We start from the raw sequence: 22,868 nt of genomic DNA, 5'->3' as shown, positions 1-22,868 counted from the left end.
CCTCGCCCGCGACCTGGGGCGAGCCCGGCGCACATCTTCTGGACGATCGCCTGGCACCTGATTCGCGCGACCATCCGCAAGCGCGCGTCACCCGCACGAAGCCCGGTCTCGGCCCGGAGGACTCGGTCGCTCATCCAGCGGGTCCATCTGCGACTGCGCCTCCCGTCGAAAGTCGTCAAGTGCCGCTGGATGCGTCGAGACAGACCGGGTATCGAGACTCGGCAGCGGGCCTCGACTCCATGATTGAGTGCACTGAAATCGGCATGAGTGCGTACCGGATCGTGGCTGATGGAAGGCTTCAATGCCTTGTGGATCGCCGGAGCGGCGCCGTCTGTTGGCCGCGAGCGTGGCAACGCCGGTGGGGAGCGGGTTCAGCCGTTCGCGGTGGGGCGCCGTCGACGAGATCGACTGGGCAGCGGTCGCTGCCGCCTCCGCCTCGTCGCTGATCCGAGTCATGCCTGCCCTTGCCCGAGCGTCGATGGGCAGTTGCTGTCCCTCGAGCCCTCGGCTGCGACGCACGGGCGGGGGCGGGCGCGTCCATCGACCGGTTGACCCGCGGACGTCGCGGACCGGTCACGATGGAGATCGTGACCGATGCATATGCCATCGAGGCCAAGGGCCTGCGCAAGACCTACGGCGCCCACAATGCGGTCGACGGGCTTGACCTCACCGTCGAACGGGGCGAGGTGTTCGCCCTGCTCGGGCCGAACGGTGCCGGCAAGACCACGACCGTCGAGATGCTGGAGGGCTTCCGCAAGCGCAGCGGCGGCGAGGTACGTGTCCTCGGCGTCGATCCGCAGCGCCGCCCGCTGGACTGGCGATCCCGGATCGGCATCGTGCTGCAGTCCACCGGCGAGTTCGAGGAGCTCTCGGTGCAGGAGGTCGTGCAGCATTTCGCGAAGTACTACCCGAAGGCCGACCGTCCGGATGAGGTGATCGAACGGGTCGGGCTGCAGGAGAAGCGTAAGGACCGGGCCAAGGTGCTTTCCGGGGGCCAGCGTCGCCGGCTCGACGTGGCGCTGGGCATCATCGGCCGGCCGGAGCTGCTGTTCCTCGACGAGCCGACGACCGGCTTCGATCCGCAGGCCCGCCGCGAGTTCTGGGACCTGATCCGGGACCTCGCCGCGGGCGGGACCACGATCCTGCTCACCACGCACTACCTGGACGAGGCGGAGACCCTCGCGGACCGGGTCGGCGTGATCGCCCGCGGACGGCTGATGGCGGTCGCCACGCCGGCGACGCTCGGCGGCCGAGGCAGCGCGGCGGCGAAGGTCCGCTGGACCGCCCCGGACGGCCCGCAGGAGCACGACACCGACATCCCGGCGAAGTTCGTGGCCGACCTGGTCGCCCGGTTCGGCGGCGAGGTGCCGGAGCTGACGGTCACCCGGCCGTCGCTGGAAGACACGTACCTCTCGATGATCCAGGAGACGGCATGACCCTCACGCTGCGTCTCGGGCTGCTGCGCAGCGGCCTGGAACTGCGCCAGTTCTTCCGCGGCCGCGAGTCGGTCATCTTCTCCTTCGCGCTGCCGATCCTGCTGCTGGTCGTGTTCGGCTCGGTCTTCGGCGGCGTCGACGTCGCGCCCGGGGTGACACTGACGCAGTACTTCGTGGCCGGCATGATCGCCGCCGCGCAGCTCGCCAACGGCTTCCAGACCCTCGCGATCCAGATTCCGATGGAGCGCGACCGGGGCGTGCTGAAGCGGCTGTACGGTGCGCCGATGCCGGCCGGCTCGTACTTCATCGGCAAGATCGCGATGGTCTACCTCATCGGCGTGGGCGGCTGCGCCATCATGCTGGCGATCGCGACCGCGTTCTTCCACGTGACGCTGCCGTCGACGGGCAGGCAGTGGTTCACGCTGCTGTGGGTCTCGCTGCTGGGCATCGCCGCCTGCACGCTGTGCGGGATCGCGTTCTCGTCGATTCCGCGGGAGGCCAAGCGGGCGCCGGCCGTGGTCACCCCAGTGGCGCTGGTGCTGGAGTTCATCTCGGGCGTCTTCTTCGTGTTCACCGACCTGCCGGCGTGGATGCAGCAGGTCGCGGCGGTGTTCCCGCTCAAGTGGATGGCGCAGGGCATGCGGTCGGTGTTCCTGCCGGACGCGTTCGCCGCGAACGAGCCCGCCGGGTCTTGGGAACTGGGCCGGGTTGCCATCATGCTGGGGGCGTGGGTGATCGTCGGGCTGGCGCTGTGTCTGCTGACGTTCCGCTGGACCGGTCGGGAGGACAATTGAACGAAGTGCCGCCGGGCGGGCACGCGTGGGACCGGTTCCATGCCGTCTGGCATCTGGTGGCCGTGGCGGCGCCGGTGATGGCCGGCGTGCTGGTCTGGGCCGATGACGCATTGGCCACGCGCTCCCGCCTGCTGGCGTCCCTGCTGCTGTGCCTGTTTCTGGTGTGGTACTGGCGGGTCGGCGCCCGCGCCGTCCGGAGCCCCGGCGAACGGCGCGGGATCGTGCAGCTCGCCGGGGCCCTCGTGCTCTTCGCCGGGCTCATCATGGTGACGATGACCGCGGCGTTGCTGCTGTCCGTGCTGTTCCTGCACCTGTTCCTGTTCCTCGAGCGGTGGCGCGGCCGGCTGATCGTCCTGGGTACCGTCGCCGCGCTGCTCATGGCCGGCATGTTCGTCCATCTCGGGATCTCCGCATCGACCGCGGTCGCACTCCTGCCGACGGTGGTCGTCCCCGTGCTGTCGGCCGGGCTCCTCGGCGCCTACATCTCCGCGCTCATCTCACAGAGCCGCGCCCGCAGCGTGCTCATCGCCGAGCTGACCGAGACCCGCGCCGCGCTGGCCCGCGAACGACACACGGCCGGCATGACGGCCGAGCGCGAGCGGCTGTCGGTCGAGATCCACGACACGCTGGCGCAGGGCTTCACCAGCATCCTCATGCTGACCCAGTCGGCACGGCTGACCCTGGAGCGCGACGCCTCCCCGGTCCCCGACCAGCTCGACCTCATCGAGCGCACCGCCCGGGAGAACCTGGCCGAGGCGCGCTCCCTGGTGGCCGCACTGTGCCCGCCCGACCTCAGCGCGCGCAGCCTGACCGAGGCCCTGGCCCGACTGGCCGAGCGGCACACCCGCGACACCGGTGTCCCCGTGGATGTCGAGAGCGACGATCCGCCGGGCGGCGGGATGCCCGAGCGCGACGCCGTGTTCCTCCGGGCCGCTCAAGAGGCCCTCGCCAACATCCGGCGGCACGCCAAGGCCTCGTCGGTGCGCATCGTGCTCTCGCCCGCCGCGCTCACGGTCAGCGACGACGGGCAGGGCTTCGAGCCGGGGCGCGGGCACGGCGGCTACGGCCTGCCCGGGCTGCGCAGCCGGGTCATCGGACTCGGCGGCACCTGCACGGTCGTCTCGGCGCCGGGCGCGGGCACGACGGTCCGCCTCGAGCTGCCGATGCCTTTGCCGGAGGAAGTTTTGACCGTACCGCCGGACTCACGGTGACGGTCCGTGTCCTGCTTGTCGACGACCACCCGGTAGTCCGGGTCGGGCTTCGCGGCATGCTGGAGATGACCGAGGACCTCCACGTGGTCGGCGAGGCGGCGTCAGGCGACGAGGCATGGACCCTCACCGCCACGCTGCGGCCCGATGTGGTCCTGATGGATCTGCGGATGCCCGACGTCAACGGCACCGAGGCGACCGCACGCATCACCGCGCGCTTCCCCGATGTCCGGGTCCTGGTGCTCACCACGTACGACACCGGCGAGGACGTCCTGCGCGCCATCGAGGCGGGTGCGGTCGGCTACCTGCTCAAGGACACCCCGCTCGCACAGTTGGTCGACGCGATCCACGCCGCGGCCCGGGGCGAGTCGGTACTGGCGCCCCTGGCCGCCGCGCGGCTGGCCGATCGGCGCCGGGCACCGGTCGCCGAGCAGCTCACGCCGCGGGAGGCCGAGGTGCTCGGCCTGGTCGCCCGCGGCCTGTCCAACCCGGAGATCGGCCGCGTGCTGTTCATCAGCGAGGCGACGGTCAAGACGCACCTGGTACGCGCGTTCGTGAAGCTCGGCGTAAGTGACCGGACGGCCGCCGTGACCGCCGCGCTGTCCCGCGGGATCCTGAGCCCACCGCCGTAGTGCCGTGCGTCCGGGTTTCTCAATCACGAAGACTGGGCCTGGCCTGCGGCAGATGCGGACACGCAGACATGGCGACCTTGGGGGAGATCGACGGACGCGCCGTCGAGGTCGGGTGGTGGTCGCTCGTCCTGGAACAGGTCGACGACGGGGTTCTTTGACGAGCCACCGCTTTCGCGCGGTCCGGTCCCAGTTCGCGCCGCGGGTCACACGGTGCGCTACGACGTGGGTGACGGTCGTGCGGCATGATCTGGCGCTGTGGATTGGTCGTCGGTGTTCGAGTACCGGGATCCTCGGCCGGGAGCTACGCAGCGGCAGCTTGCCGACTTCGTGACCGAGGTGCGTCGGGCGCCCACCGAGCAGGAGATCGCCGACGTCGCCGCGCAGCAGCACAACCTGTTGCCGCCCGGCGGCCCGGCGCCCGCCTCACACCGGCCGATCGACGCGAGCCGGTGGCAGCTGCCCGAACGGCCGCTGCCACCCAGGTACCTCGCCCTGCTGGCGTGGTCGGGCGGCGGTGACTTCGGCAACGGTGAGCGGTGTCTGCAGCTGTTCCCGATCGATGGCCCAAGCGGGGTACGGGCGATGACGCTGGCCTACCACCTTCCTGAGTACATGCCCGGGGCCCTGCCGTTCGCGTTCAACGGCGGCGGCGTGTTCTACCTGTTCGACATGCGCGAGCCAGCCAACGCCGACGGCGAGTACCCAGTGGTCGCCGCGCACGCAGGCAACCTCGGCTGGGCCACCCACGAGGAGTGCTACCCGCCGGAGTGCTGGCCCGTGGCCGATGACCTGGCGCAGGCCTGCCGAGGGCGAACCAACATCGAGGAACTCGCCGACTGCGTCTGCCACACTCCGCCGACCGGGTCCGCCCCTGACCTGCCCGAGACCGCCGACATCTACGTCGACCAGGTGCCGTCCGACTCCGTCGCGACCCTGCTCCAGCTCAGGAAGCTGCTCGCCGTCACCTGGCGGATCGGCGCCCTTCGCGACCTGCTGGCCGGCCAGCCGATCCTTGCCGTACAGGGCGGCCGTCCGTACGCACTCCACCGCGTGCTCGAGCAATCCGCGGAGCTCCGGCCCTACCTGTTCTACGACGCGGACGGGAGGCTCGAACCGGTATGGCCCATGGCGACGCGTGCATCGCTGCACCGCGGGCTATGGCACTCTCGGACCGTGAGCGACGACAGCGCGCCCCCTTCGCCGGGCTACCCAGGCCCGAGGGCTGATCACGCTGATACATCGAGCCTTCCGCTCCGCAGCCCGGGCATGACCGACGACGAGATCATCGCCGCCGCGCGGACGGCCGCCGCCGCGCGGGGGCGGAACTCACTCGCCGATGCGCGGATCACACGTAACCAGGCGGAGGCCGAGGTACTGCTCTCCGACCCGGCCTACGCCCGCGGCGGGGGCCTTCTCGTGGTCATCGACCCGGTGACCGGCACGGTGCTGCGCGTCGTGCCTCAGCTGTAGCCCCAGCCGCGGGCGCCCGTGCGCACGGCAGTGAGCAGTTGGCGGCAGATGCACGCGCAGGTGGTGATCGGCGGTGCGGAGTGTCGCTCGGCGGCCCGGACCAACCCCCGCTCTTCTCGATGATCAGGTGCACTACTTTCCTGCTTCCGCAAACTCGTCAAACACCCATTGAGACACGGTCCAAGCGCCCGCCCGTCGGCGGCTGCGCCGTGACGTTCGGGGGCAGTCCGGGTTCGGATCTCCTTGTAGGGTGTGCGCCATGATTCACGCGGGGACATTCAGGAGAGCCGCTTGGCTCACGGCCGGTGTTCTGTCGGTCAGCTTGCTCGTCGTTCCGGTTTCGCCGGCGTGGGCGACGTCGGTCAGCGGGACGCTTGACCCGACGTTCGGTGGCGACGGCACGGTGCTCGCCGACGGCAGCGGCAGCGGCAAGTCCGACGAAGCCGCCGACGTCGTCGTCGCACCCGACGGGAAGATCGTGGCGGTTGGGTATTCGCTTGTCCGCCCGCTGGGCGAGGAGGAGGGAGACCAGCCCGATTACGACTTCGTGGTGGCCCGGTACAACCCCGACGGCAGCCTGGACAGCACATTCGGTGCCGGCGGCGTGGTGCAGACCACCTTCGGCGGCACCCAGAGCCGGGATGAGGCCAAGGCCGTGGCCCTGCAGCCCGACGGCAAGATCGTCGTGGCGGGGAGCACGGACCGGGACCTTGAAGACGGGAGTCACTTCGCGCTCGCCCGGTACAACCCCGACGGCAGCCTGGACACCACGTTCGGCGACGGCGGCCTGGTTGTCGCCCAACCCAGCACTTTCACCATCGACACCGTCGAGGGGATGGCCATTCAGGAGAACGGCCGGATCGTGGTCGTCGGCAGTTCGGACGCGCTGGCCGGCGGCTCGGACTTCGACTTCGCGGTGATGCGGTTCATGCCCGGCGGCGCGCTGGACACCAGCTTCGGTGCCGGCGGCAAGGTCCTGACCTCGTTCAACACCGGCCGGAGCCTGGACACCGCGAAAGCGGTCGCCATCCAGTCCAACGGCCGCATCGTCGTCGCGGGAATCTCCAACGCGGGGGGCAGCGACGACTTCGCGGTGACCCGGTACAACCGCGATGGAACCCTGGACGCCACGTTCGGCACGGGAGGCAAGGTCCTGACCGACCTGGGTGGCCTGCATGGCGTCGACCGGGCCAGCGCAGTCGCCCTCCAGGCCAACGGGAAGATCGTGGTGGCGGGCTCGGGAGGCGGCTTCAGCCTGGTCCGCTACCTCCGCGACGGCACCCTGGACCCCACTTTCGGCACCGGCGGGTTCGTCAACACCCCGCTTGACGGGCGGCCGCTGGCGGTGGCTGTCCAGCTCGACGGCCGGATCGTGGCCGCCGGGGTGTCGTGGCCCGCACCCTTCAGCACCGACTACAACTTCACCCTGATCCGCTACAACCGCAACGGCACGCTGAACACCTCGTTCGGCGACGGCGGCAAGGTGACGACGGACTTCAGCGGCAGCGGAAGCCACGACCAGCTCAACGCCCTGGCGATCCAGCCGGACGGCGGGATCGTCGCCGCGGGGTCGTCCTACTCGCCGGGCCACCAGAACGACTTCGCCCTGGCGCGGTACCTGCCGTAGGCGTCAACGACGCGGGTGAGGTCGATGCCTTCGGCCTCACCCGCGGCCGTGCCCGCACTGATCCGCCACTTCGATCTCGCCTGGCGCGATCCTCAGGGCGACCCACCGCCGGCTCTTCGACGTCCAGCACCTGGTCGCGGCGCTCGTCACGTTCGGCGCCCGTGCCCTTCTGCCGGTATGGCGCCGGGCGCGGTCCGGACGTGCGGTCGTGGCCGCCCACCGTAGAAGTTCCCGCCGGACCTGGGTTTCGGGTGGGCGGAACCGCGGTATCTGGCCCGGAACGGGCCGGCTGACCCCGCCCGCCGGCGCGGTGTCATGGCCCGCCGCCGACCTGGTGAGGTGTGCCGTGCAGGATGCGGGCGGCACGGCCGGCCGGATGCCCGCAGGCTCCGGCTTCCTGCGGCGCGAAGTGGGGCTGTGGGGCCTGACCTTCGTGTCGCTGGGCTCGATCATCGGCTCCGGCTGGCTGCTCGGCGCGCTGACCGCGGCGCAGGCCGCCGGGCCCGCGTCGCTGATCTCCTGGCTGCTTGCCGGTGGGATGCTCGCGCTGCTCGCCCTGGTCCACGCGGAGCTCGGCACCTCCTACCCGGTCGCCGGCGGCACCGCGCGGTTCCCCGGGTTCGCGTTCGGCGCGCTCGCCGGACTCACCGCGGGCTGGGCCGCCTGGCTGCAGGCCGTGACGATCGCGCCGATCGAGGTGGAGGCAAGCCTGCAGTACCTCAACAACATCGCATGGGTACGCAGCCACCTCGGCCTCCTGCATGCCGACGGCACGCTGTCACCGGCCGGGCTGGGCTTCGCCACCCTGCTCATGTTGCTGTTCACCGTGATCAACGTGCTGGGGGTGCGGCGGCTCACCAGGAGCAACGCCGCCGTCGTGCTCTGGAAGCTCGCGGTTCCGGTGCTCACCGTCATCGTCGTTGCCGCGCTGACCTTCCACCCGTCCAACTTCACCGCAGGCGGAGGGTTCAGCCCGTACGGTGCCCACGGCATCTTCGCCGCGCTGCCCGCCGGTGTCGTCTTCTCCCTACAGGGCTTCGAACAGGCGATCCAGTTGGGCGGGGAGGCGCGCGATCCGCAGCGGGACCTGTCCCGCGCCGTGATCCTGGCCATGCTGATCGGAACAGTGCTGTACATCCTGCTGCAGATCGTCTTCATCGGCGGTCTGGACCCGCGCTACCTCGCCGACGGGTGGACGCATCCGGTGGGCGCCGGGGACTTCGGCCCGTATGCGACCATCGCCGCCGCGGCGGGCGCCGGCTGGCTGGCCGCGCTGCTGTACGCCGACGCGTTCGTCTCACCCGCGGGGACGGGACTGGTCTACCTCGGCGCCTCGGCCCGGCTCTCCTACGCGCTGGCCCGGCAGGGCACCCTGCCGCCGGCGCTGAGCTACGTCAGCCGCCGCGGCGTTCCGGTGTACTCGATCGTGCTGGCGTTCGTCGCAGGAGAGCTGGCCTTCCTGCCGTACCCCAGCTGGCAGTCGCTCGTCGGGCTCGTCACGTCGGCGACCGCGATCATGTACGCGTTCGCGCCGGTGTCGCTGACCGCGCTGCGCCGGCGTGATCCCCAGCACCACCGCCCCTACCGGGTGCCCGCCGCCGGGGTCGCCGCACCCGCGGCCTTCGTCTCGGCGAACCTGGTGATCTACTGGGGCGGCTTCGAGGCGACCTGGAAGCTCCTGCTGGCGATCGGCGCAGGGCTGGCACTCTTCGCGATCACCGTGGCGCACACCCCCGACCGGGCACGGCCCGCCATCGACTGGCGTGCATCATCGTGGATCTGGCCCTGGCTCATCGGGCTCACCGTCATCGGCTTCCTCGGCCGGTACGGGCGCGGCGCACGCCTGTGGCTGCCCGGCTGGATCGACCTGCTCGTGGTGATCGCCTTCAGCCTCGTGATCTTCGCCTACGCCGTCAGCGTGGCGGTGGACAGCGAACGGGTACGTGCCGCGGTCGACCGGGAACGGCCCGAACTCGCCGCCCCGCTGGAGCGGGACACACCGTGACGATCGGGTCCCGTCGCTGGTCAGGACTGTTGCCCGTCCTGGGCGACATCGGGCACCGGGGTGCCACCGGTCCGGGTGAGCGCGCGGGTCAGTGCCGGCTGGCCGGCCGGTTCGGCCAGAAGCAGCAGTGCGCTCCGCCCCTTTGGCAGGGCCTGCATCGTCCGCTCGACGGTGGTGTCGCTGAGGCCGGCGTCGTGCCGGCGCGCCACCATCGCGACCGCACCCGCGCCGATGACCAGACCGGTTATCGGGAGGCCGACGAACGTGCCCAGCACCACCCCCCAGGCGCCGCCGGCGAGGGTGCCGTCGATCGCGTCCATGTCCCGGGTCTCCTGCACGTGTATCCGGTCCGTCTGGTCGGACCAGGCGACCACGGCGTCGTCGAGGCGCACCGGACGGTGCTGGCGCAGCGCGGTGATCAGTGCTGCGCGAGCCCCCGCTACGTCGTCGAACGAGTAGACCATGGTCCGGTCCGCGCGCAGCTGGGCCGGGCGGCGCAGGTGCCCAGCCAGCGGACGCCGCCGCATCTGCCAACCGGCCAGGAAGCCCAGGAGGACGGCCAGCAGGTGCCCGACGTCCGTGAAGGTGCCGCCGTTCAGCAACGGCACGACCACGACCGCGATCGCCAACGGCACCAGGTACCGCCGTGCACGCACGGGCAGGGTGAGCGCGAGCGCGCCGCCGACGGCGTGCGAGCCGTAGCTCGTGCCCACATCACTGGCCACGGTGATCGCGCCGCCCAACCAGCCGCCGCGGACGCCCGCCAGCAACAGCCCGTACACGAGGCAGCTCGTCACCGCGTTGGACCCGAAGAACACCACGAGCAGCCGCCGCCACCCCCACAGCACCTCGGCCACCGACAGGAGCAGCAGCAGCGGGATCATCGCAACCACGCCAGCCCGTTCGTCGAGCACGAAGGCACTGGTGACCAACGTCCAGATCCGGTGGGCCTGCAGGTTGGCCACGTTGGTGGAGTTGGCGAGGACGATCTGGGTCCGGACCTCCGCACTGACGGCGTGGTTCAGGATGACGTCGACGCCGATGACGATCAGCACGTACAGCGGGGCCAGCCGCACCTGCGCGAGGAACGACAGGCAGATCTTCGCCTTGGCCGACCGGCCCTCCGCGCCGAGAAGAGCGTCGGCGAGCTCGCCGCCAGGCAGGTAGGAGGCCGCTACAAGGCCAGGAGGATCCCGGTACAACCGGCACCGGCTCCGCACGCCCATGAGATGCGACCCATCAAAGATGATCTCCCCGTCGAGTGTACTGCTGCCGGATGAGGCCTGCTCACCGAGTCCGAGCGCTTCGTCCTGCGGGCACAAGCCGAGCGACGGGTTCCCGCCGCTCCTCGTCGGGTTCGACGAGCGCCTTGCACAACGCCACTTATGATCGTTGGGGTCGTCCGGATGGGCAGGGGTGCGGATGCGGGTCGGGATCTCCGGGACACACGGGACTGGGAAGACGACGCTTGTCGAGGCGCTGTGCGCGCACCTACCGGGCCACGTCGGGGTGGATGAGCCGTATTACCTGCTCGAAGAGGAGGGCTACGAGTTCCAGTTTCCGCCGTCGCTGGAGGACTACCGGGCGTTGCTGGCCCGCTCGGTGCGGAGCCTGAGCTCGCCGTCGCCGTCGCCGTCCGGGACGATCTTCGACCGGACGCCGTTGGATTACCTCGCATATCTGGCCGCGACCGGCGCGGACCCCTCGGAGGAAGCCGATGGCGCACGGTTACGCCAGGCGTTCTCGAGCCTCGATCTGCTGGTCATCACGGTGATCACACCCGAGACGGAGCAGATTCTGCCGGCGGTGGAGTTGCCTGGCCTTCGCGCGCGAATGAATGACGCGCTGGTGGAATTGGTCTACGACGACCCGCTGAACGCCTGGGAGGACACGCCGGTGTTGGAGCTGAGCGGACCGCTCGACGGCCGGCTGGACACGGTCCTCGCCGCCCTGAAACAGACCTGACGGTTGTAACGGTGAGGTGGGCGGTCGCAGCCACTCCCACGCCGCGCAGCACCCGGATCTCGGCATGTCTGGGAGCTGGGCAAACCCACCGGCATGCAAGACGTCCAGACACCCGCATGATCGGCACCGACCACTCCGCGTGCTCACAGTGAGGTTCGATCCCGCCGATTGTGATGTGGTCGAGCCGGACAGCGGTGGCGGCGGGCGCGCATAAGGGGCATCGTCGTGGTTATGCGATCTTCTCACCGTGTGCGGGTGGCGGCGCTGCTGGTCGGCCTTGGTCTCGGGTTGACGGCGTGCGGCGGGAGCTCCGCGCCGAAGGCCTCGTGGTCGGGGGCGCCGTCGGGTCAGCAGCCGGCCGGAGGTGCGTCGCCTTCGGTGTCGCCGGCGCCGAGCGGTAAGCCGGTGCACGTGCGGTTGTACGAGAAGGACGGGGCGACGTACGGCGTGGGCATGCCGATCATCGCGTACCTGTCGGCGTCGATCACCAGCGCCAAGGACTTCGACGCGGCGACCCAGGTCACGGTCAACGGGGCACCGGTCGAGGGCGCGTGGTACTTCCAGAAGTCCACGATCTACGCCGGCTACCCGATCGAGGCACACTACCGCCCGGCCGAGTTCTGGCCGGCGCACGCCGAGGTCGCCATGAACCTCGACACGAAGGGCAAGTCGGGCGGGACCGGGCTGGTGTACGACAACAGCCTGACCCTCGACATGAAGACCGGACCGGCGAACGTCGGCAAGGTCGACGGAAAGACCCTGCGGATGGTCGTGACCTCCGACGGCAAGCAGGTCTTCGACTTCCCGGTGTCGCTGGGCAAGGCGAGTACCCCCACGTTCAACGGCACGAAGGTCGTCATGGAGAAGAAGGCGGTCGAACACATGGTCGGCGACGGCTATGACGAGCAGGTGCCGTGGTCGGTACGGGTCACCAACTCCGGCGAGTACGTCCACTCGGCCAGCTGGAACGGCGGCAACATCGGCCAGCGCAGCACCTCCCACGGCTGCACCAACCTGACCGAGGCAAACGCCAAGGCGTACTTCAACTTCGCCCAGGTCGGCGACCCGATCACCTACACCGACACCGGCGGCCCGACGATGCCGACCTGGGACGGGTACGGCGACTGGAACGTGCCCTGGAACACCTGGCAGGCAGGCGGCGCGGTGCCGGCAAACTGACACACCTCCGGGCGAACGCGGACACCGCAGCCCGCAGCCGGCCGTGACGCCCTTCCCGCATGCGGGTCGCGCCAGACCCGGATGCCCGCTGATAGAAGCGGGCGGGCCCGTCCGACACTTGGGCGCGATCGGCTCGTGACCTCAGCGGCGGCGGATGGGCGATCCGCCATCGCGGACCTGCGCCACGACACTCCACCTGCCGGTGACCCCAGTTCGTGAGCCTGTTTGACGCACCCGGTCATGGAAGACTCGATCGTCGCAACCGCAGGGCAGGGGAGGTCGCATGGCGATCGGCAGTGATCAGCGTCGCCGGGAACGGCGCCCTCGGATCATGCGCCAATTCGATCCGCGGGATGTCGAGGCCGCGCTGGATCTGCTGGCCTTGACCGACATGGCGTGGCACGACTGCTACGGCCCGCACGAGCTTGAGATACCTGCAGGTGTTCTCGATGACGTGCTGCTGCTTGCCCGTGGCAATCTTGCGCACCTCATCCGCGTCGCCCGGGAAGCGGTCGCGGACTTTCGTGACGTCCGGATGGCCGCCGACGAAGAGCGCGCAAAGAAGACGTAGCAGACAACCACGCATCGGCGAAACGAAAGCCTCGCCCACGATGCGTCGCTGAAAGGTTTGTGACGAGCGCCGCTCGGTCCAGCGCACCACCGGCGGCATGTGCGTTTGGGCCATCCTGCACGACCGGCTTGCCGCCCGGTTCAGCCTGAACATTCGGCGCGACAGCGTCCGCGGGCGATGGCGTCAGGCCGAACCTCCGGCGCCGCCTGGAGACTCGGCCCGCCGGTGCGGCGGTGCTGCTGGCAGGGCCGCCGGCGAAGCGGACCGGCGCCCCGTTCGACGGTGAGCGCGTGGTCGTGCAGGTCCAGGCGTTCCGAGTCCCGAACCGCTGAGCCTGACGTCGAACCCCGTTTGCACCGGGCGGTGCCGTACCCGACACTGTTGGCGATCAATTTAGCGACGGGGGGTCGCGGGTGCGGCGTGCGGGTGTGCTGACGGTCTTCGTGGTGAGTGGCGCGTTGCTGGCGGGGTGTCAGCAGGAGAAGGATCCGGCGCCGGCCGCGTCGGCGAGCCCGTCGGCGTCGGTGGCGCCGTCGACGGCGGCCGGTGACGCCGCCAAACCGGTCGTGGGCAACTGCTGGACGTCCTACACCGCGACGTTCACCGGCGACAAGATCAACGAGCTGACCGTGGACGAGCTGCACCCAGTGGCGGACTGCGCGGCGCGGCACCTGACCGAGACGTTCCACGTGGGCACGTTCCCCGGTGACACGCCGCCGGCCGACCCCGAGGTGCAGCGGGTGTACGCCGAGTGCGAGGCGAAGGCGGCTGAGTTCCTCGGCGCGGACTGGCACGACGGTCGGCTGGCGCTGCTGCTGTTGCCGCCGACGGAGGCGAGGTGGGACGCGGGCGTCCGGGCATTCCGCTGCGACCTCGTCGAGCGGCGCGGTATCAGCGATGCGTCGTCATTCCGCACGGGCTCAGTCAAGGACAGCATGCGCGGCGCGCGTCCGATCGGGCTGGGCTGCGGCACGGTCGTGTACAACACGGACCCGAAGCGTACGCCGCTGTGGATGCAGCCGGCTGCCTGCGACCAGCCGCACAACGGCGAGTACATCGGGACCGTGCGCGCGCCCGCCGGTGCTGTCACCGCCCCGGGCACCGGCGATCACCTGCGGCAGGAGTGCGCCCAGCTGGTCGACCGCTATACGGGTCGCTCCTTCGCAAACCTCGCCACGCAGCTCGGGCAGCAGATCGGGCTCCTGTGGTGGCGGGTGTCGGACCACAACTGGGACGCCGGCGAGCGCAGCGCCCGGTGCGTCCTCGTCGTCGAGCAGCCGATTGCGAAGTCCCTCAAGGCCTGACCGGCGAGTCGAGAGCCGCCCGGTGTCGTCCACATGCGACATCGACGGGGCCTCGCCCACCTGCGTCCGACGGAATTGCAGTTCCGCCGCGGCTGACGCGGGACAGCACGCGGCATGCTGCGGAGCCGAGAGCACCGCCCGGTCGGCAGCACGCGACCGCCCGTCACCTGATACTGGCCTTGGCCGCGCTCGCGGTCTATGCGGTCACCGTAGTGCTCGATACAGGGTGCTTGGCAGGGCGTACCGGACCGTTCGCCACATCTCGCGAGAGACTGGCATGACTTCCCTCCCTTCACAGTCCATGTGGAGCGCGATTACACCGTGCACATCCGCGCGCTTGAAACGAAACCAGCAATCGCTGTGCACAGCGGACTGACAAAGCTGGGAACTTCCTGATAGTGCGCTACATTGGCTTACGCTCCGTGCGTGCCGACCATAGTCGGCCAGGTCAGTGGCGTTGCGGTTACCCGGTTCGGGTGCTCGGCGATCGCGTGTACCACCCCGCCTTACCGGAAACCGCGACGAGGCTCGGCGGCGGCGATCTCGGCGCGCTACCCCGCACGGCGCCCCTCCCTGATCCAAAGCGCCAGGTCCGGGCTGAGCGCGCCGGCAACGCTCATCGGCATCGAGCGCGCACAGCCGCACGGTTCGATGCGCCCGCCAGTCACCACGAAACGTGACGGTCTTCGAGCTGGTTGCCGCGCGAGAACTGCGGCATGCGCGGACGTCCGATGGGACACTGCCCGGGGTGAGTTGGTCGCTGTTCGGTTTCCGCATTGCTATGCCGCGATCCGGTCGCTAGGCCGCCCCACGGTACGATCCTGGTCCCGGCCGCGCCGCAGTGCGGGCGCTGGACCACGGGTTGGCGCGGCGTCCTGATTGCAGGTCTTCGCTACGCTGCCAGGTGTGGCATTGCAGGGTCCGGGTCGCGGCATCGTCTGGGCGCCGGACTCGGTGCGGGCGAGTCTGGAGGAGCCTGTGCGGCCCCGGATCGGCCTCGCCGGATTCCTGCTGATGGTGGTGGTCGGGTGCGCGTTCACATGGGTGCCCGCGTTTGCCGTGTTCGCCGTGACAGGTGCCGTCGCGCCCTCCGTGACCGGCGGCGCGGGCGTCGGCGAGATCGCCTTGTGGGCGTTGCTGTTCGCCGTCCTGACCGGGATTGTCGAAGGCGTCACCGCGTTGATCGGGAAGCTGCGCGACCGTCGCCGTGCGAGGGAAGCGGTAGAGGACACCGAGGACGGGCCGGTCTGGGTCGCCGTCGTGCGGGTGGCCCGGCACACGGCGCAGACGGCGGTCATCGCTGGGCTGGTTCTTGCGCCGCAAGGGCTCGGTGCCGCGGAAGTTGCCTGGCTGGCCTGCGGTCTCGGCGTCCTGCTCAACGCGCTGCCGGTCGCGGCGGTCAACCTGCTGCGCCGCCGCCGGCGCCCGTCGGCTGAGCCGGCCGGGGCGTCTACGCCCTACCGCGGGCGGCTGCTGCGGTGCGGTGCCGCAGCAAGATCGGCTCCGCACATCTGGTAGCCGCAGGTCGCGCAGTGGCCGGTTCCGGGAGCGTCACGCTTCGCGGCGGAAGCCCGGTGGGGCTTCCCGCTCATCGGGGTGCACCTTTGTTTCACTCGATTTGATGTTGGTTCGAGTGCACCGGTGACCGTCGGGCCATCGCTCTGCTCGCTCGATCTTCGAGGTTCAGCATGGGTTCTGCGAGGCCCGGCGGACCGAGATGCCCCGATCGGCCACAGGGCCACTGTCACTGCCGGGCCCGCGACCACCCAACTTCCAGTCGAAGATCATCGATCAAAACTTCCAACCGTGGGCGCTCACCGCCGTCAGGGCAAGGCATCCGACCGGCATCGCCGCCCCGAACCATGCCTACTTGCGTGTATGGTGAAGATCATGTGCGCCCGGTTCAACGCCGGATCACGTGGTGCGCTTCGGCGGGGCGCACCGGCTGAGCCAGGCGGCGGCTTCGCCCGGCGGGAGTTCGTCCTCGAACTCGATCTGGGCCACCATGCCGGGGTAGATGCGAGCGGTGTTCCATGTGCGGGTGACGGTCGGCGGGTCCATCACCACCACTCGCACCCCGTCGATGGCGGCGATGTCGGCGGGGATACCGTCCCATACCCATTCGCCGGCGGCGTCGTTGAGGATGATCGTGCCGGTGATGGGCTCGTCCAGGTCCAGCACATCGCCGGTACTGGCGGCGACGAGGTCACAGTCGGCGGGGCGCTGGCCCGGTAGCTGACCCAGCGACTCGGGCCCGATGAGGAGTCCGGCCAGCAGGGTGTGCAGTTGCCGGTGGTCGCCGACCCCGGTGATGCGGAGCCGGTAGCCTCGTCCGGTTTCGCGGTGCAGCGCGATGAGCGGCTGCTCGTCGAGCACGTGCAGCAGGCCGTGCAGAAAGTGCGCCTGTTCGACGATGTGCCGCGCTATCTCGATGAGCTTGGTGAGCCGCTCCCGCTGCGGCAGCGCCGCCCGGACAGCCTGATGCTGCGCGAGGAACAGCACCGGCTGGACCCAGATGCCCACGAAGGCCCATGCTTCGGCGATCTCGACTGCCTTGTCCCGGGCCACGCCGTGGCTGCACACGACATCGACGAAGCGCTGCATATGCTCGGCGGCGGCCTCCTCGCGGGCGGCCGGCGGTGCCTGCGTGCCGAAGAGTTGGTCCCAGGACATGTTGAACACGAATGTGTTCTCAACAGCGGTGCAGGCCCGTTCGACGAACACCGGCACCAGGGCGTTGATGTCGCTGCCAAACAGGCACAGGTTGGCCGTGATGCGGGCGAGCCCGGGTGCGGCACTGAGCGGCAGGTGCTCCAGCAGCGGCCGGAGGTGCGCCAGTGCTACGTCGACCTGTTCCCGTGGCGTGTACCCGCCGGTCTGAGTGATGCCGTGCAGCGCGTCGGCGTAGGCGTCGAGGTCGTGTTGTTCGGTCGCTTCGCGAAGCGCCGTGGCGTACTCCACCAGTGTCCGCACGGCACGTATTCTACCGACGAGCCGAGGACCCGCCGGCGGAGGTGCGGGTCATCGCCGCCTTCCTCTCGACCCCCCGAGGGGACCGTTCCTGTGCTCAACCAGAACGATCTTGGAATCCGCTCATGGCACCCCTCTGTGTCAAGAGGCGGCGAGGAGGGGTGTTCTAGAGTGGGTTGCGGCGGGTCCGGGAAGTGGCTTCTCCGAAGTGCTGGCTGTCGGGATTGAGCCGGCCGCGCTGGATTGCAGAGTCGCTCCCGCTTGCCCTCCGGGGCCCGTCCGCATGCGTCGTGCGTCCTTGACCATCTGTTGATAGACCACATTGGACAGTCGGCGTTTGAGGCTGCGCATGGCTTCCATTGAGGTTTTCCCCGCGGCGAGCTTCCTGCGATAGTAGGCGCGGCCTTCGGTGTCGTTGCGCAGCTGGACGATGGCCATGATGTGCAGGACCCGGTTGATGCGTCAGTTCCCGGTCCTGGACAGCCGGTGGCGGTGTTGATCGCCTGAGGACGCGTCGATGGGTGCGGTGCCGTTCCAGGACGCGAAGTGGTCGCGGCTGGCAAATCGGTCGATGTCCCCGATATCGCCCAACAGTCGAGCGGCGCCGGATGGTCCGATCCCGTTGAGTTGCTGCAGTGTGCTGCCGGTCGATGCGACCAGCTCGGTCAGGTGGGTGTTCGCGGCCTTGATCTTCTTGTCGATGACGGCGATCTCGATGATCAGCTCCGACGCCAGCTGCCGGCGGGTGCGTCCGACGATGTCCCGCGGCCGGACGGTGTTGAGCAACGCGCGGGCCTGCGGTGCGGACAGGAACGTCTTCGCCCCGCTCGGGACGAGCTCGAGCAGCAGGTGATGCTGCCGGCTCACCGCGTCGGTCCGGGCGTGCCCCAGCGTGTCGCGGCGGTCGACGAGCAACTTCAGGGCGACCGTGGTGTCCGCGACGGTGACCTGCCGCAGGCCGCAGGCCGCTGGCGCGTAACGCGGCGACCGCCACGCAGTGCGCGTCGGCCGGGTCGGTCTTGCGGCCCTGGGCGGTGTCGAACAGCCGCGCATGAGTGAGCCACACCAAACCGCGGCGGGCAGCCGCAGAGAGAGCGATCCTCCCCGTCATCTCGACCAAGCCTGGCCGGGCTGCGGTCGTACCGCCAGTTAACAAGTAGTCATTTGTGTCCTTTGTGGACGCCCTGGCGGGGTGGAAAATTGGGGGGTGGTTGCCCGCCGACGTCGTCGCGGCTTGGTTCGATGAGACCGTCAAGTAGTCTGACGCTGGGAGCCGGTTCCAGGGCCCTGCATTGTTGCCTTGAGCACGCGAGTCCGCCTCTTTGTTGTCCCTCGGCCCCGCGGGCAGCCACCTGATGGTGTCTGTGCCCGCACGACGAGGAGCAACGGGATGGAAGCTATCGACGAACCAGTCCAGTTGGTGGAGCGGGTCGCCGCATTGGACATCGGCAAGGCCGGCCTGATGGCGTGCATCCGGGTGCCGAACGACCGCGCTACGGGCCGACGACGTCAGGAGGTTAGGGAGTACGCCACGACCACTGGGGCGCTGCTGCGGCTGGCTGACCGGCTGCGGGAACTGGCGGTGACCCGCGTGGCGATGGAGGCGACCTCCGACTACTGGAAACCGGTGTTCTATCTCCTCGAAGCCGAGGGGTTCGAGTGTTGGCTACTCAACGCCACGCATGTGAAGAACGTGCCCGGCCGGCCCAAGACCGACAAGCTCGACGCGGTCTGGCTGGCCAAGGTCGTCGAGCGAGGCATGTGCGCACCGAGCTTCGTACCGCCAAAGCCGATCCGCCGGCTGCGGGACCTCACCCGCTACCGCCGTTGCCTGATCCGGGACCGGACCCGGGAGAAACAGCGTTTGGAGAAGCTCCTCGAGGACGCGCAGATCAAACTGTCGGTGGTGGCCTCGGACATGTTCGGGGTCTCCGGCCGGGCCATCCTGGCCGCGTTGATCGCCGGGCAACGCGACCCGCAGGTCCTGGCTGAACTTGCGCGTGGCCGGCTCCGTTCGAAGATCAGCCAGCTACGGGAGGCGTTGACCGGCCACCTCGACAACCACCACGCGCTGCTGTGCGCCAAGATGCTCGACCGGGTCGACGCCATGACCGCCGACATCGCCGAGGTGAGCACAGCGATCGAAGCCACGATCGCTCCATACGAGGCTCAGGTCACCCAGCTCGATGAGATCACCGGGATCGGCGTCACCTGCGCTCAGGAACTCATCGCCGAACTCGGCGTGGACATGGCCGTGTTCCCGACCGCCGCGCACCTGGCTTCCTGGGCCCGGTTCGCGCCTCGCGCCAACCAGTCCGCCGGCAAGAACAAACCCGCCACCACCGGCAAAGGCAACCCCTGGCTCGCCAGCACCCTCGGCGAAATCACCGCCGTCCTGGCACGCAGCGACACCTTCCTCGGCGAACGCTACCGACGCCTGTCCAGACGCCGCGGCAAACTCCGAGCCATCGTCGCCACCGGCAACTCGATCCTCACCATCGTCTGGCACCTACTCAACGACCCAACGCCCACTACCACGACCTCGGCGCCGACTTCCACGACACCCGCTACCACCAACGCCACCAACACAACCTGATCACCCAGCTCGAACGCCTCACCGGCCAGAAGGTCACCCTCACCACCAGAGACCAACCAGCTGCCGCGTAATCCCACAAGCCACCGGAGCTCCGCCCCGGTGCTGCCGCCTGCCCACTCACTGAGCATTTTCGAGTCAGCCGCCGATCGGGCGCTGCGGCTCGCGAGCCATCGTCACGGTCTGTACGCGGCCCTGACAGACCGGGACCTGCCGATCGTGCGCACGACCATGCCGATGTGCGCGCACCCGGACGCGCCTGATACTGGTGATCTCATTTCGGGGCGATGCTGATAAGAACCGGATGCGAGGAGGGCATGTGGAGCGCGGCGAACTTTGGTGGGCTCAGATCGACGAAAAGCGGCCCGTCGTGCTGCTCTCGGGGGGCACGGGGCCGGAATTCCTGGCCATGCAGATCGTCGAACCCGCCACTCCGTCGCAGAAGCTCGGTTTCGTCCTGATGTCTGGCGAGCAGGCGGTCGATGTCGACGAGCGACGCCGGATCGTAGAGGAGGCCGGGCCGGACGCACGCGCCATCGGCATCGAGGTCTTTTTCGGAGCCGAGGAGGGCCTGGGGGAGAGCGGCGTGGTTCGCGTGGCGCTGCCCAAGGACGGAAAAATCTTCTGCACCTGGGAGACGACTGTCAGCGTGGAGTTCCTGATCGAGAAGATTGGCGTCCTGTCCCCGGCCAAGCAGCACGAGCTGGACATCGCCCTGTCGCTCGCCGGCCGGGACTGATGACGCCTCAGCCTGGGGCTGCGCAGCCGTCCTCGATCGCCCGACGGCCCACGCCGGTGGTGCGAATTCCGCACCGCTCTTCCGGGAGGTTGACGCCGCAAGCCCATGGTCACGTGCGCGGATCTGCCGCTGGGCGCTCGTGCGCAGGTGCCCGCGTCCAGCGGACCGAGCTGCCATGGACGGCCGGTTAGGTGCGCCAGGGCAGTAGGCCCGCCGGGTCGGTCAGGTGGGGATCGATGGACTGCACGAACGCTGCGTGGAATGGCCATCCTCGTTCACCTGTCTCGCGGGCAGCAGGAAGCGAAGAAAGTGCCACAGGTCGCTGGCGACCAGGTAGTCGATGCGGTCCGGATCGGTGGTGGTCTCGATGAACGCGACCCTGCCGTCGAGCGGGCCGTGCGTGATGAGCACGTACGTGTTTCCGCAGCCGTCGCCGGCGACCGGGAGCCAGCCTCGGTCGATGAACCCGGGGTGGTACGACCTGCGGTGCTCCATGTCGATGGGCGGCCGGTCGGCGCGGGCGCCGAAGACGCCACCGGGGCCGATCAAATCGCCGCGGCACACGCGCAACCACGCCACGAGCGGGGGCGGCAGGGTCAGGGCCAGTCGGCGCGCCAGGTCGGCGATCTCCGCGTCGTCGGCACCGCCCGCTGCCGCCTCATCCGGCGGTCGCGGCACCCGGGTGAGAAGGTCATGCACCTGAGCGACGAGGTCCTCTGTGTTCACCGCCCCAAGTCTTGCAACACCTCCAGGGATGCACGAGTCTGCCGCTGGTCTGGCCTGCGGCTCGGCGGTGACCGTCACGCTGCGTACGTCGTCCCAGCGGCAGGCGTTGCGGGACATGCGCGCTCGTAGCCGAAAAGCGTGCATGTGATCATGCCTGCCGATCATGAGCCCATGTTGATTATGAGCTGGCCGACGGCGCACTGACCCGACGGGACAGTGGTTGCGGAGCCAGTGGAGTAGCGTGGCCGGCCATGACGCAGGTTGTTACCCCGCCGATCCGGCCGCCGGCTGCGGTGCGTACGGCATTTTGGCTTGCCGTCGCATCCATCGTGGCCGGTGGGGTGAGCGCCGTGCTGATCTTCTTCGACATCGCCCTGTTGTCCGGCGGCCACGGCGAAAAGGTCGCGTACGGTTCCGCGGGTTTCGCTCTGGTGGTGCTTGCGTTGCAGTTGTTGCTGGCACTTCGTATGCGCGCCGGTGCTGGGTGGGCCCGGATCGTGCTGACGGTCCTGATGGTCGTCATGCTGCTGGCCGTGCCGGGGGACGTGTCCTACCTGGCGGGTCACACTGGCAGCGTTCTCGGCTTGGCTGAGCTGGCGGCATCGTGCCTGGAGGGTCTTCTCGCGCTGGGATATTTGGGCGCCGCGCATCTCCGTGGCACCGGGGCGTGGTTTCGGCGCCGGTGACACGGCCAAGCGACCTCTCGTGCCGCAAATTGAGGCGCGAGCAGCGGAACAGTGGTTCACTGACCGGCCAGGCCTTTCGGGGCCGACGGTGGGATTCGAACTGGCGCGAGCTGTGGCCCAGTTGCTCACCGTGCTGCTGGCCCGCGCCTGGGACGGGGGAGTGTCCTTGACGCCTCCACCGGGGGCGGGGGTTACCGGCGGCGGGCGAGGTGGGCGATGACGTCGGCGATGATCTCGACCGTGGGGGGCAGGGCGCGGAGGATCCGGTCGTACACCTGCTGCCGGGGCTGCTCGGGGAGTTCCAGGTACGCCGAGACGGTGGACAGGTAGCCGACGTAGTCGGTGGCGGTCATCGTGAGGCGGCGGGGGAGCAGCGACTGGCGCACGTCGTGGAACCATTCCGAGCGTTGCAGCTCGGTGCCGGGCCACTGCATGGCCTGCTCCGGGGGCGTGCCGTCCGGGGACGGGATCTCGTCGGTGTCGAGGAACGGGGCGCGGGCCGCCTGCACCGCGGCCTCCACGGCGGGGTCGGCGAGCTGGACGGGGCCGCCGAAGTTTGCGAAGACGCCGCCCGGCTCCACCAGATCGGCCATCCGCGACCAGCGGCCCGCCGGCGCCGTCCAGTGCAGGGCGGCGCCGGCGAAGACGAGGTCGTGCCGCGAGTCCAGCGAAAGGTCCTCGAACGCGGCCTGTACGGTGCAGACGTCCGCCGGCACGTGCTTGCGCAGCTCGGCGAGCATGGCGGGGTCGGGGTCGGTCGCCGTGACCGTCACGCCCGGGCGGGCGAAGCAGCGGGTGGCCTTGCCCGTCCCGGCGCCGATCTCCAGGACGGTGCGGACGGGTCTGCCGGCGTACGTGAGGATCAGGTCGGCCAGCTCTGACGGGTACTCCGGCCGGAACTGCTCGTAGGTCTCCGCCACCGACCCGAACCGCAACGCTCGCACCACCATGCCCGCCATCCTC

The 22,868-nt window shown here is 69.6% G+C and carries 20 protein-coding genes; 14 read left to right on the top strand and 6 right to left on the bottom strand.

The window, feature by feature from the left end; genetic code table 11:
* The first annotated feature begins 587 nt into the window (after positions 1–587).
* The 7 genes from ABZ321_RS29215 (at position 588) to ABZ321_RS29185 (ending at position 9,172) form a co-directional block, all read left to right on the top strand.
* Complete coding sequence (locus tag ABZ321_RS29215) at positions 588–1,436, top strand: ABC transporter ATP-binding protein (protein WP_354897035.1); 849 nt, start codon at positions 588–590, stop codon at positions 1,434–1,436.
* Positions 1,433–2,230, top strand: a complete 798-nt coding sequence (locus ABZ321_RS29210) for an ABC transporter permease (RefSeq protein ID WP_354897032.1) — start codon at positions 1,433–1,435, stop codon at positions 2,228–2,230. The genes ABZ321_RS29215 and ABZ321_RS29210 overlap by 4 nt, the downstream gene beginning before the upstream one ends.
* Before the next feature lie 5 nt (positions 2,231–2,235).
* Entirely contained in the window at positions 2,236–3,441 is a 1,206-nt protein-coding gene (locus ABZ321_RS29205; RefSeq protein ID WP_354897040.1) for a sensor histidine kinase, read from the top strand.
* Complete coding sequence (locus ABZ321_RS29200) at positions 3,438–4,070, top strand: response regulator transcription factor (RefSeq protein WP_344509962.1); 633 nt, start codon at positions 3,438–3,440, stop codon at positions 4,068–4,070. Before ABZ321_RS29205 ends, ABZ321_RS29200 begins: the two co-directional genes overlap by 4 nt.
* A gap of 327 nt (positions 4,071–4,397) precedes the next feature.
* A complete protein-coding gene (locus tag ABZ321_RS29195; protein WP_354897031.1) occupies positions 4,398–5,540 on the top strand; it encodes an SMI1/KNR4 family protein in 1,143 nt (380 codons plus the stop codon).
* A 322-nt stretch (positions 5,541–5,862) separates the two neighbouring features.
* A complete protein-coding gene (locus ABZ321_RS29190) occupies positions 5,863–7,167 on the top strand; it encodes a delta-60 repeat domain-containing protein (protein WP_354897029.1) in 1,305 nt (434 codons plus the stop codon).
* Positions 7,168–7,513: 346 nt separating this feature from the next.
* Entirely contained in the window at positions 7,514–9,172 is a 1,659-nt protein-coding gene (locus ABZ321_RS29185) for an APC family permease (protein WP_354897027.1), read from the top strand.
* 20 nt (positions 9,173–9,192) lie between these two features.
* Here the strand turns inward: ABZ321_RS29185 and ABZ321_RS29180 are convergent, their stop codons facing one another.
* Complete coding sequence (locus ABZ321_RS29180) at positions 9,193–10,398, bottom strand: rhomboid-like protein (protein ID WP_354897025.1); 1,206 nt, start codon at positions 10,396–10,398, stop codon at positions 9,193–9,195.
* Positions 10,399–10,594: 196 nt separating this feature from the next.
* Between ABZ321_RS29180 and ABZ321_RS29175 the strand changes: the two genes are divergently transcribed.
* On the top strand, positions 10,595–11,137 hold the full coding sequence (locus tag ABZ321_RS29175) for an AAA family ATPase (protein WP_354897022.1): 543 nt from the start codon (positions 10,595–10,597) through the stop codon (positions 11,135–11,137).
* A 255-nt stretch (positions 11,138–11,392) separates the two neighbouring features.
* Positions 11,393–12,316, top strand: coding sequence for a L,D-transpeptidase (locus tag ABZ321_RS29170; RefSeq protein WP_354897019.1), 924 nt, complete (start codon positions 11,393–11,395; stop codon positions 12,314–12,316).
* 238 nt (positions 12,317–12,554) lie between these two features.
* On the opposite strand, the gene ABZ321_RS29165 is transcribed toward ABZ321_RS29170, so the two are convergent.
* The gene (locus ABZ321_RS29165; RefSeq protein ID WP_354897017.1) at positions 12,555–12,986 is read right to left on the bottom strand and encodes a hypothetical protein; all 432 of its coding nucleotides are present in this window, start codon (positions 12,984–12,986) and stop codon (positions 12,555–12,557) included.
* A 347-nt stretch (positions 12,987–13,333) separates the two neighbouring features.
* On the opposite strand from ABZ321_RS29165, the gene ABZ321_RS29160 reads away from it, so the two are divergent.
* Positions 13,334–14,191, top strand: coding sequence for a septum formation family protein (locus tag ABZ321_RS29160; protein WP_354897015.1), 858 nt, complete (start codon positions 13,334–13,336; stop codon positions 14,189–14,191).
* 906 nt (positions 14,192–15,097) lie between these two features.
* Positions 15,098–15,709, top strand: coding sequence for a hypothetical protein (locus ABZ321_RS29155; RefSeq protein WP_344509979.1), 612 nt, complete (start codon positions 15,098–15,100; stop codon positions 15,707–15,709).
* A gap of 396 nt (positions 15,710–16,105) precedes the next feature.
* On the opposite strand, the gene ABZ321_RS29150 is transcribed toward ABZ321_RS29155, so the two are convergent.
* On the bottom strand, positions 16,106–17,164 hold the full coding sequence (locus ABZ321_RS29150) for a hypothetical protein (protein ID WP_354897012.1): 1,059 nt from the start codon (positions 17,162–17,164) through the stop codon (positions 16,106–16,108).
* Positions 17,165–17,623: 459 nt separating this feature from the next.
* A complete protein-coding gene (locus ABZ321_RS29145; protein WP_344509983.1) occupies positions 17,624–18,076 on the bottom strand; it encodes a transposase in 453 nt (150 codons plus the stop codon).
* Between the two features lie 475 nt (positions 18,077–18,551).
* Between ABZ321_RS29145 and ABZ321_RS29140 the strand changes: the two genes are divergently transcribed.
* Together ABZ321_RS29140 and ABZ321_RS29135 are read left to right on the top strand one after the other, a co-directional pair.
* A complete protein-coding gene (locus tag ABZ321_RS29140; protein ID WP_354897008.1) occupies positions 18,552–19,757 on the top strand; it encodes an IS110 family transposase in 1,206 nt (401 codons plus the stop codon).
* A 316-nt stretch (positions 19,758–20,073) separates the two neighbouring features.
* Positions 20,074–20,493 carry a hypothetical protein gene (locus tag ABZ321_RS29135; protein WP_354897005.1) on the top strand — a complete coding sequence of 140 codons (420 nt, stop codon included), beginning with the start codon at positions 20,074–20,076 and terminating at the stop codon, positions 20,491–20,493.
* A gap of 222 nt (positions 20,494–20,715) precedes the next feature.
* Here ABZ321_RS29135 and ABZ321_RS29130 read toward each other — a convergent pair whose 3' ends face one another.
* The gene (locus ABZ321_RS29130; RefSeq protein ID WP_354897002.1) at positions 20,716–21,384 is read right to left on the bottom strand and encodes an SMI1/KNR4 family protein; all 669 of its coding nucleotides are present in this window, start codon (positions 21,382–21,384) and stop codon (positions 20,716–20,718) included.
* Between the two features lie 86 nt (positions 21,385–21,470).
* Between ABZ321_RS29130 and ABZ321_RS29125 the strand changes: the two genes are divergently transcribed.
* Positions 21,471–21,905: a hypothetical protein gene (locus tag ABZ321_RS29125; protein WP_354896999.1), complete on the top strand. Its 435-nt coding sequence runs from the start codon at positions 21,471–21,473 to the stop codon at positions 21,903–21,905.
* Between the two features lie 191 nt (positions 21,906–22,096).
* Here the strand turns inward: ABZ321_RS29125 and ABZ321_RS29120 are convergent, their stop codons facing one another.
* The gene (locus ABZ321_RS29120; RefSeq protein WP_354896996.1) at positions 22,097–22,855 is read right to left on the bottom strand and encodes a class I SAM-dependent methyltransferase; all 759 of its coding nucleotides are present in this window, start codon (positions 22,853–22,855) and stop codon (positions 22,097–22,099) included.
* Positions 22,856–22,868: the final 13 nt, after the last annotated feature.

This window comes from Dactylosporangium sp. NPDC006015 (assembly GCF_040614215.1).
Classification (GTDB): Bacteria; Actinomycetota; Actinomycetes; order Mycobacteriales; family Micromonosporaceae; genus Dactylosporangium; species Dactylosporangium maewongense.
This window is presented reverse-complemented; position numbering and strand designations above follow the sequence as displayed.

Coding starts and splice junctions, on each gene's coding strand:
- ABZ321_RS29165 (WP_354897017.1), bottom strand. CDS start 12,986: ATGCCGCCGGTGGTGCGCTGGACCGAGCGGCGCTCGTCACAAACCTTT.
- ABZ321_RS29125 (WP_354896999.1), top strand. CDS start 21,471: ATGACGCAGGTTGTTACCCCGCCGATCCGGCCGCCGGCTGCGGTGCGT.
- ABZ321_RS29120 (WP_354896996.1), bottom strand. CDS start 22,855: ATGGTGGTGCGAGCGTTGCGGTTCGGGTCGGTGGCGGAGACCTACGAG.
- ABZ321_RS29175 (WP_354897022.1), top strand. CDS start 10,595: ATGCGGGTCGGGATCTCCGGGACACACGGGACTGGGAAGACGACGCTT.
- ABZ321_RS29140 (WP_354897008.1), top strand. CDS start 18,552: ATGGAAGCTATCGACGAACCAGTCCAGTTGGTGGAGCGGGTCGCCGCA.
- ABZ321_RS29130 (WP_354897002.1), bottom strand. CDS start 21,384: ATGATCGGCAGGCATGATCACATGCACGCTTTTCGGCTACGAGCGCGC.
- ABZ321_RS29180 (WP_354897025.1), bottom strand. CDS start 10,398: ATGGGCGTGCGGAGCCGGTGCCGGTTGTACCGGGATCCTCCTGGCCTT.
- ABZ321_RS29210 (WP_354897032.1), top strand. CDS start 1,433: ATGACCCTCACGCTGCGTCTCGGGCTGCTGCGCAGCGGCCTGGAACTG.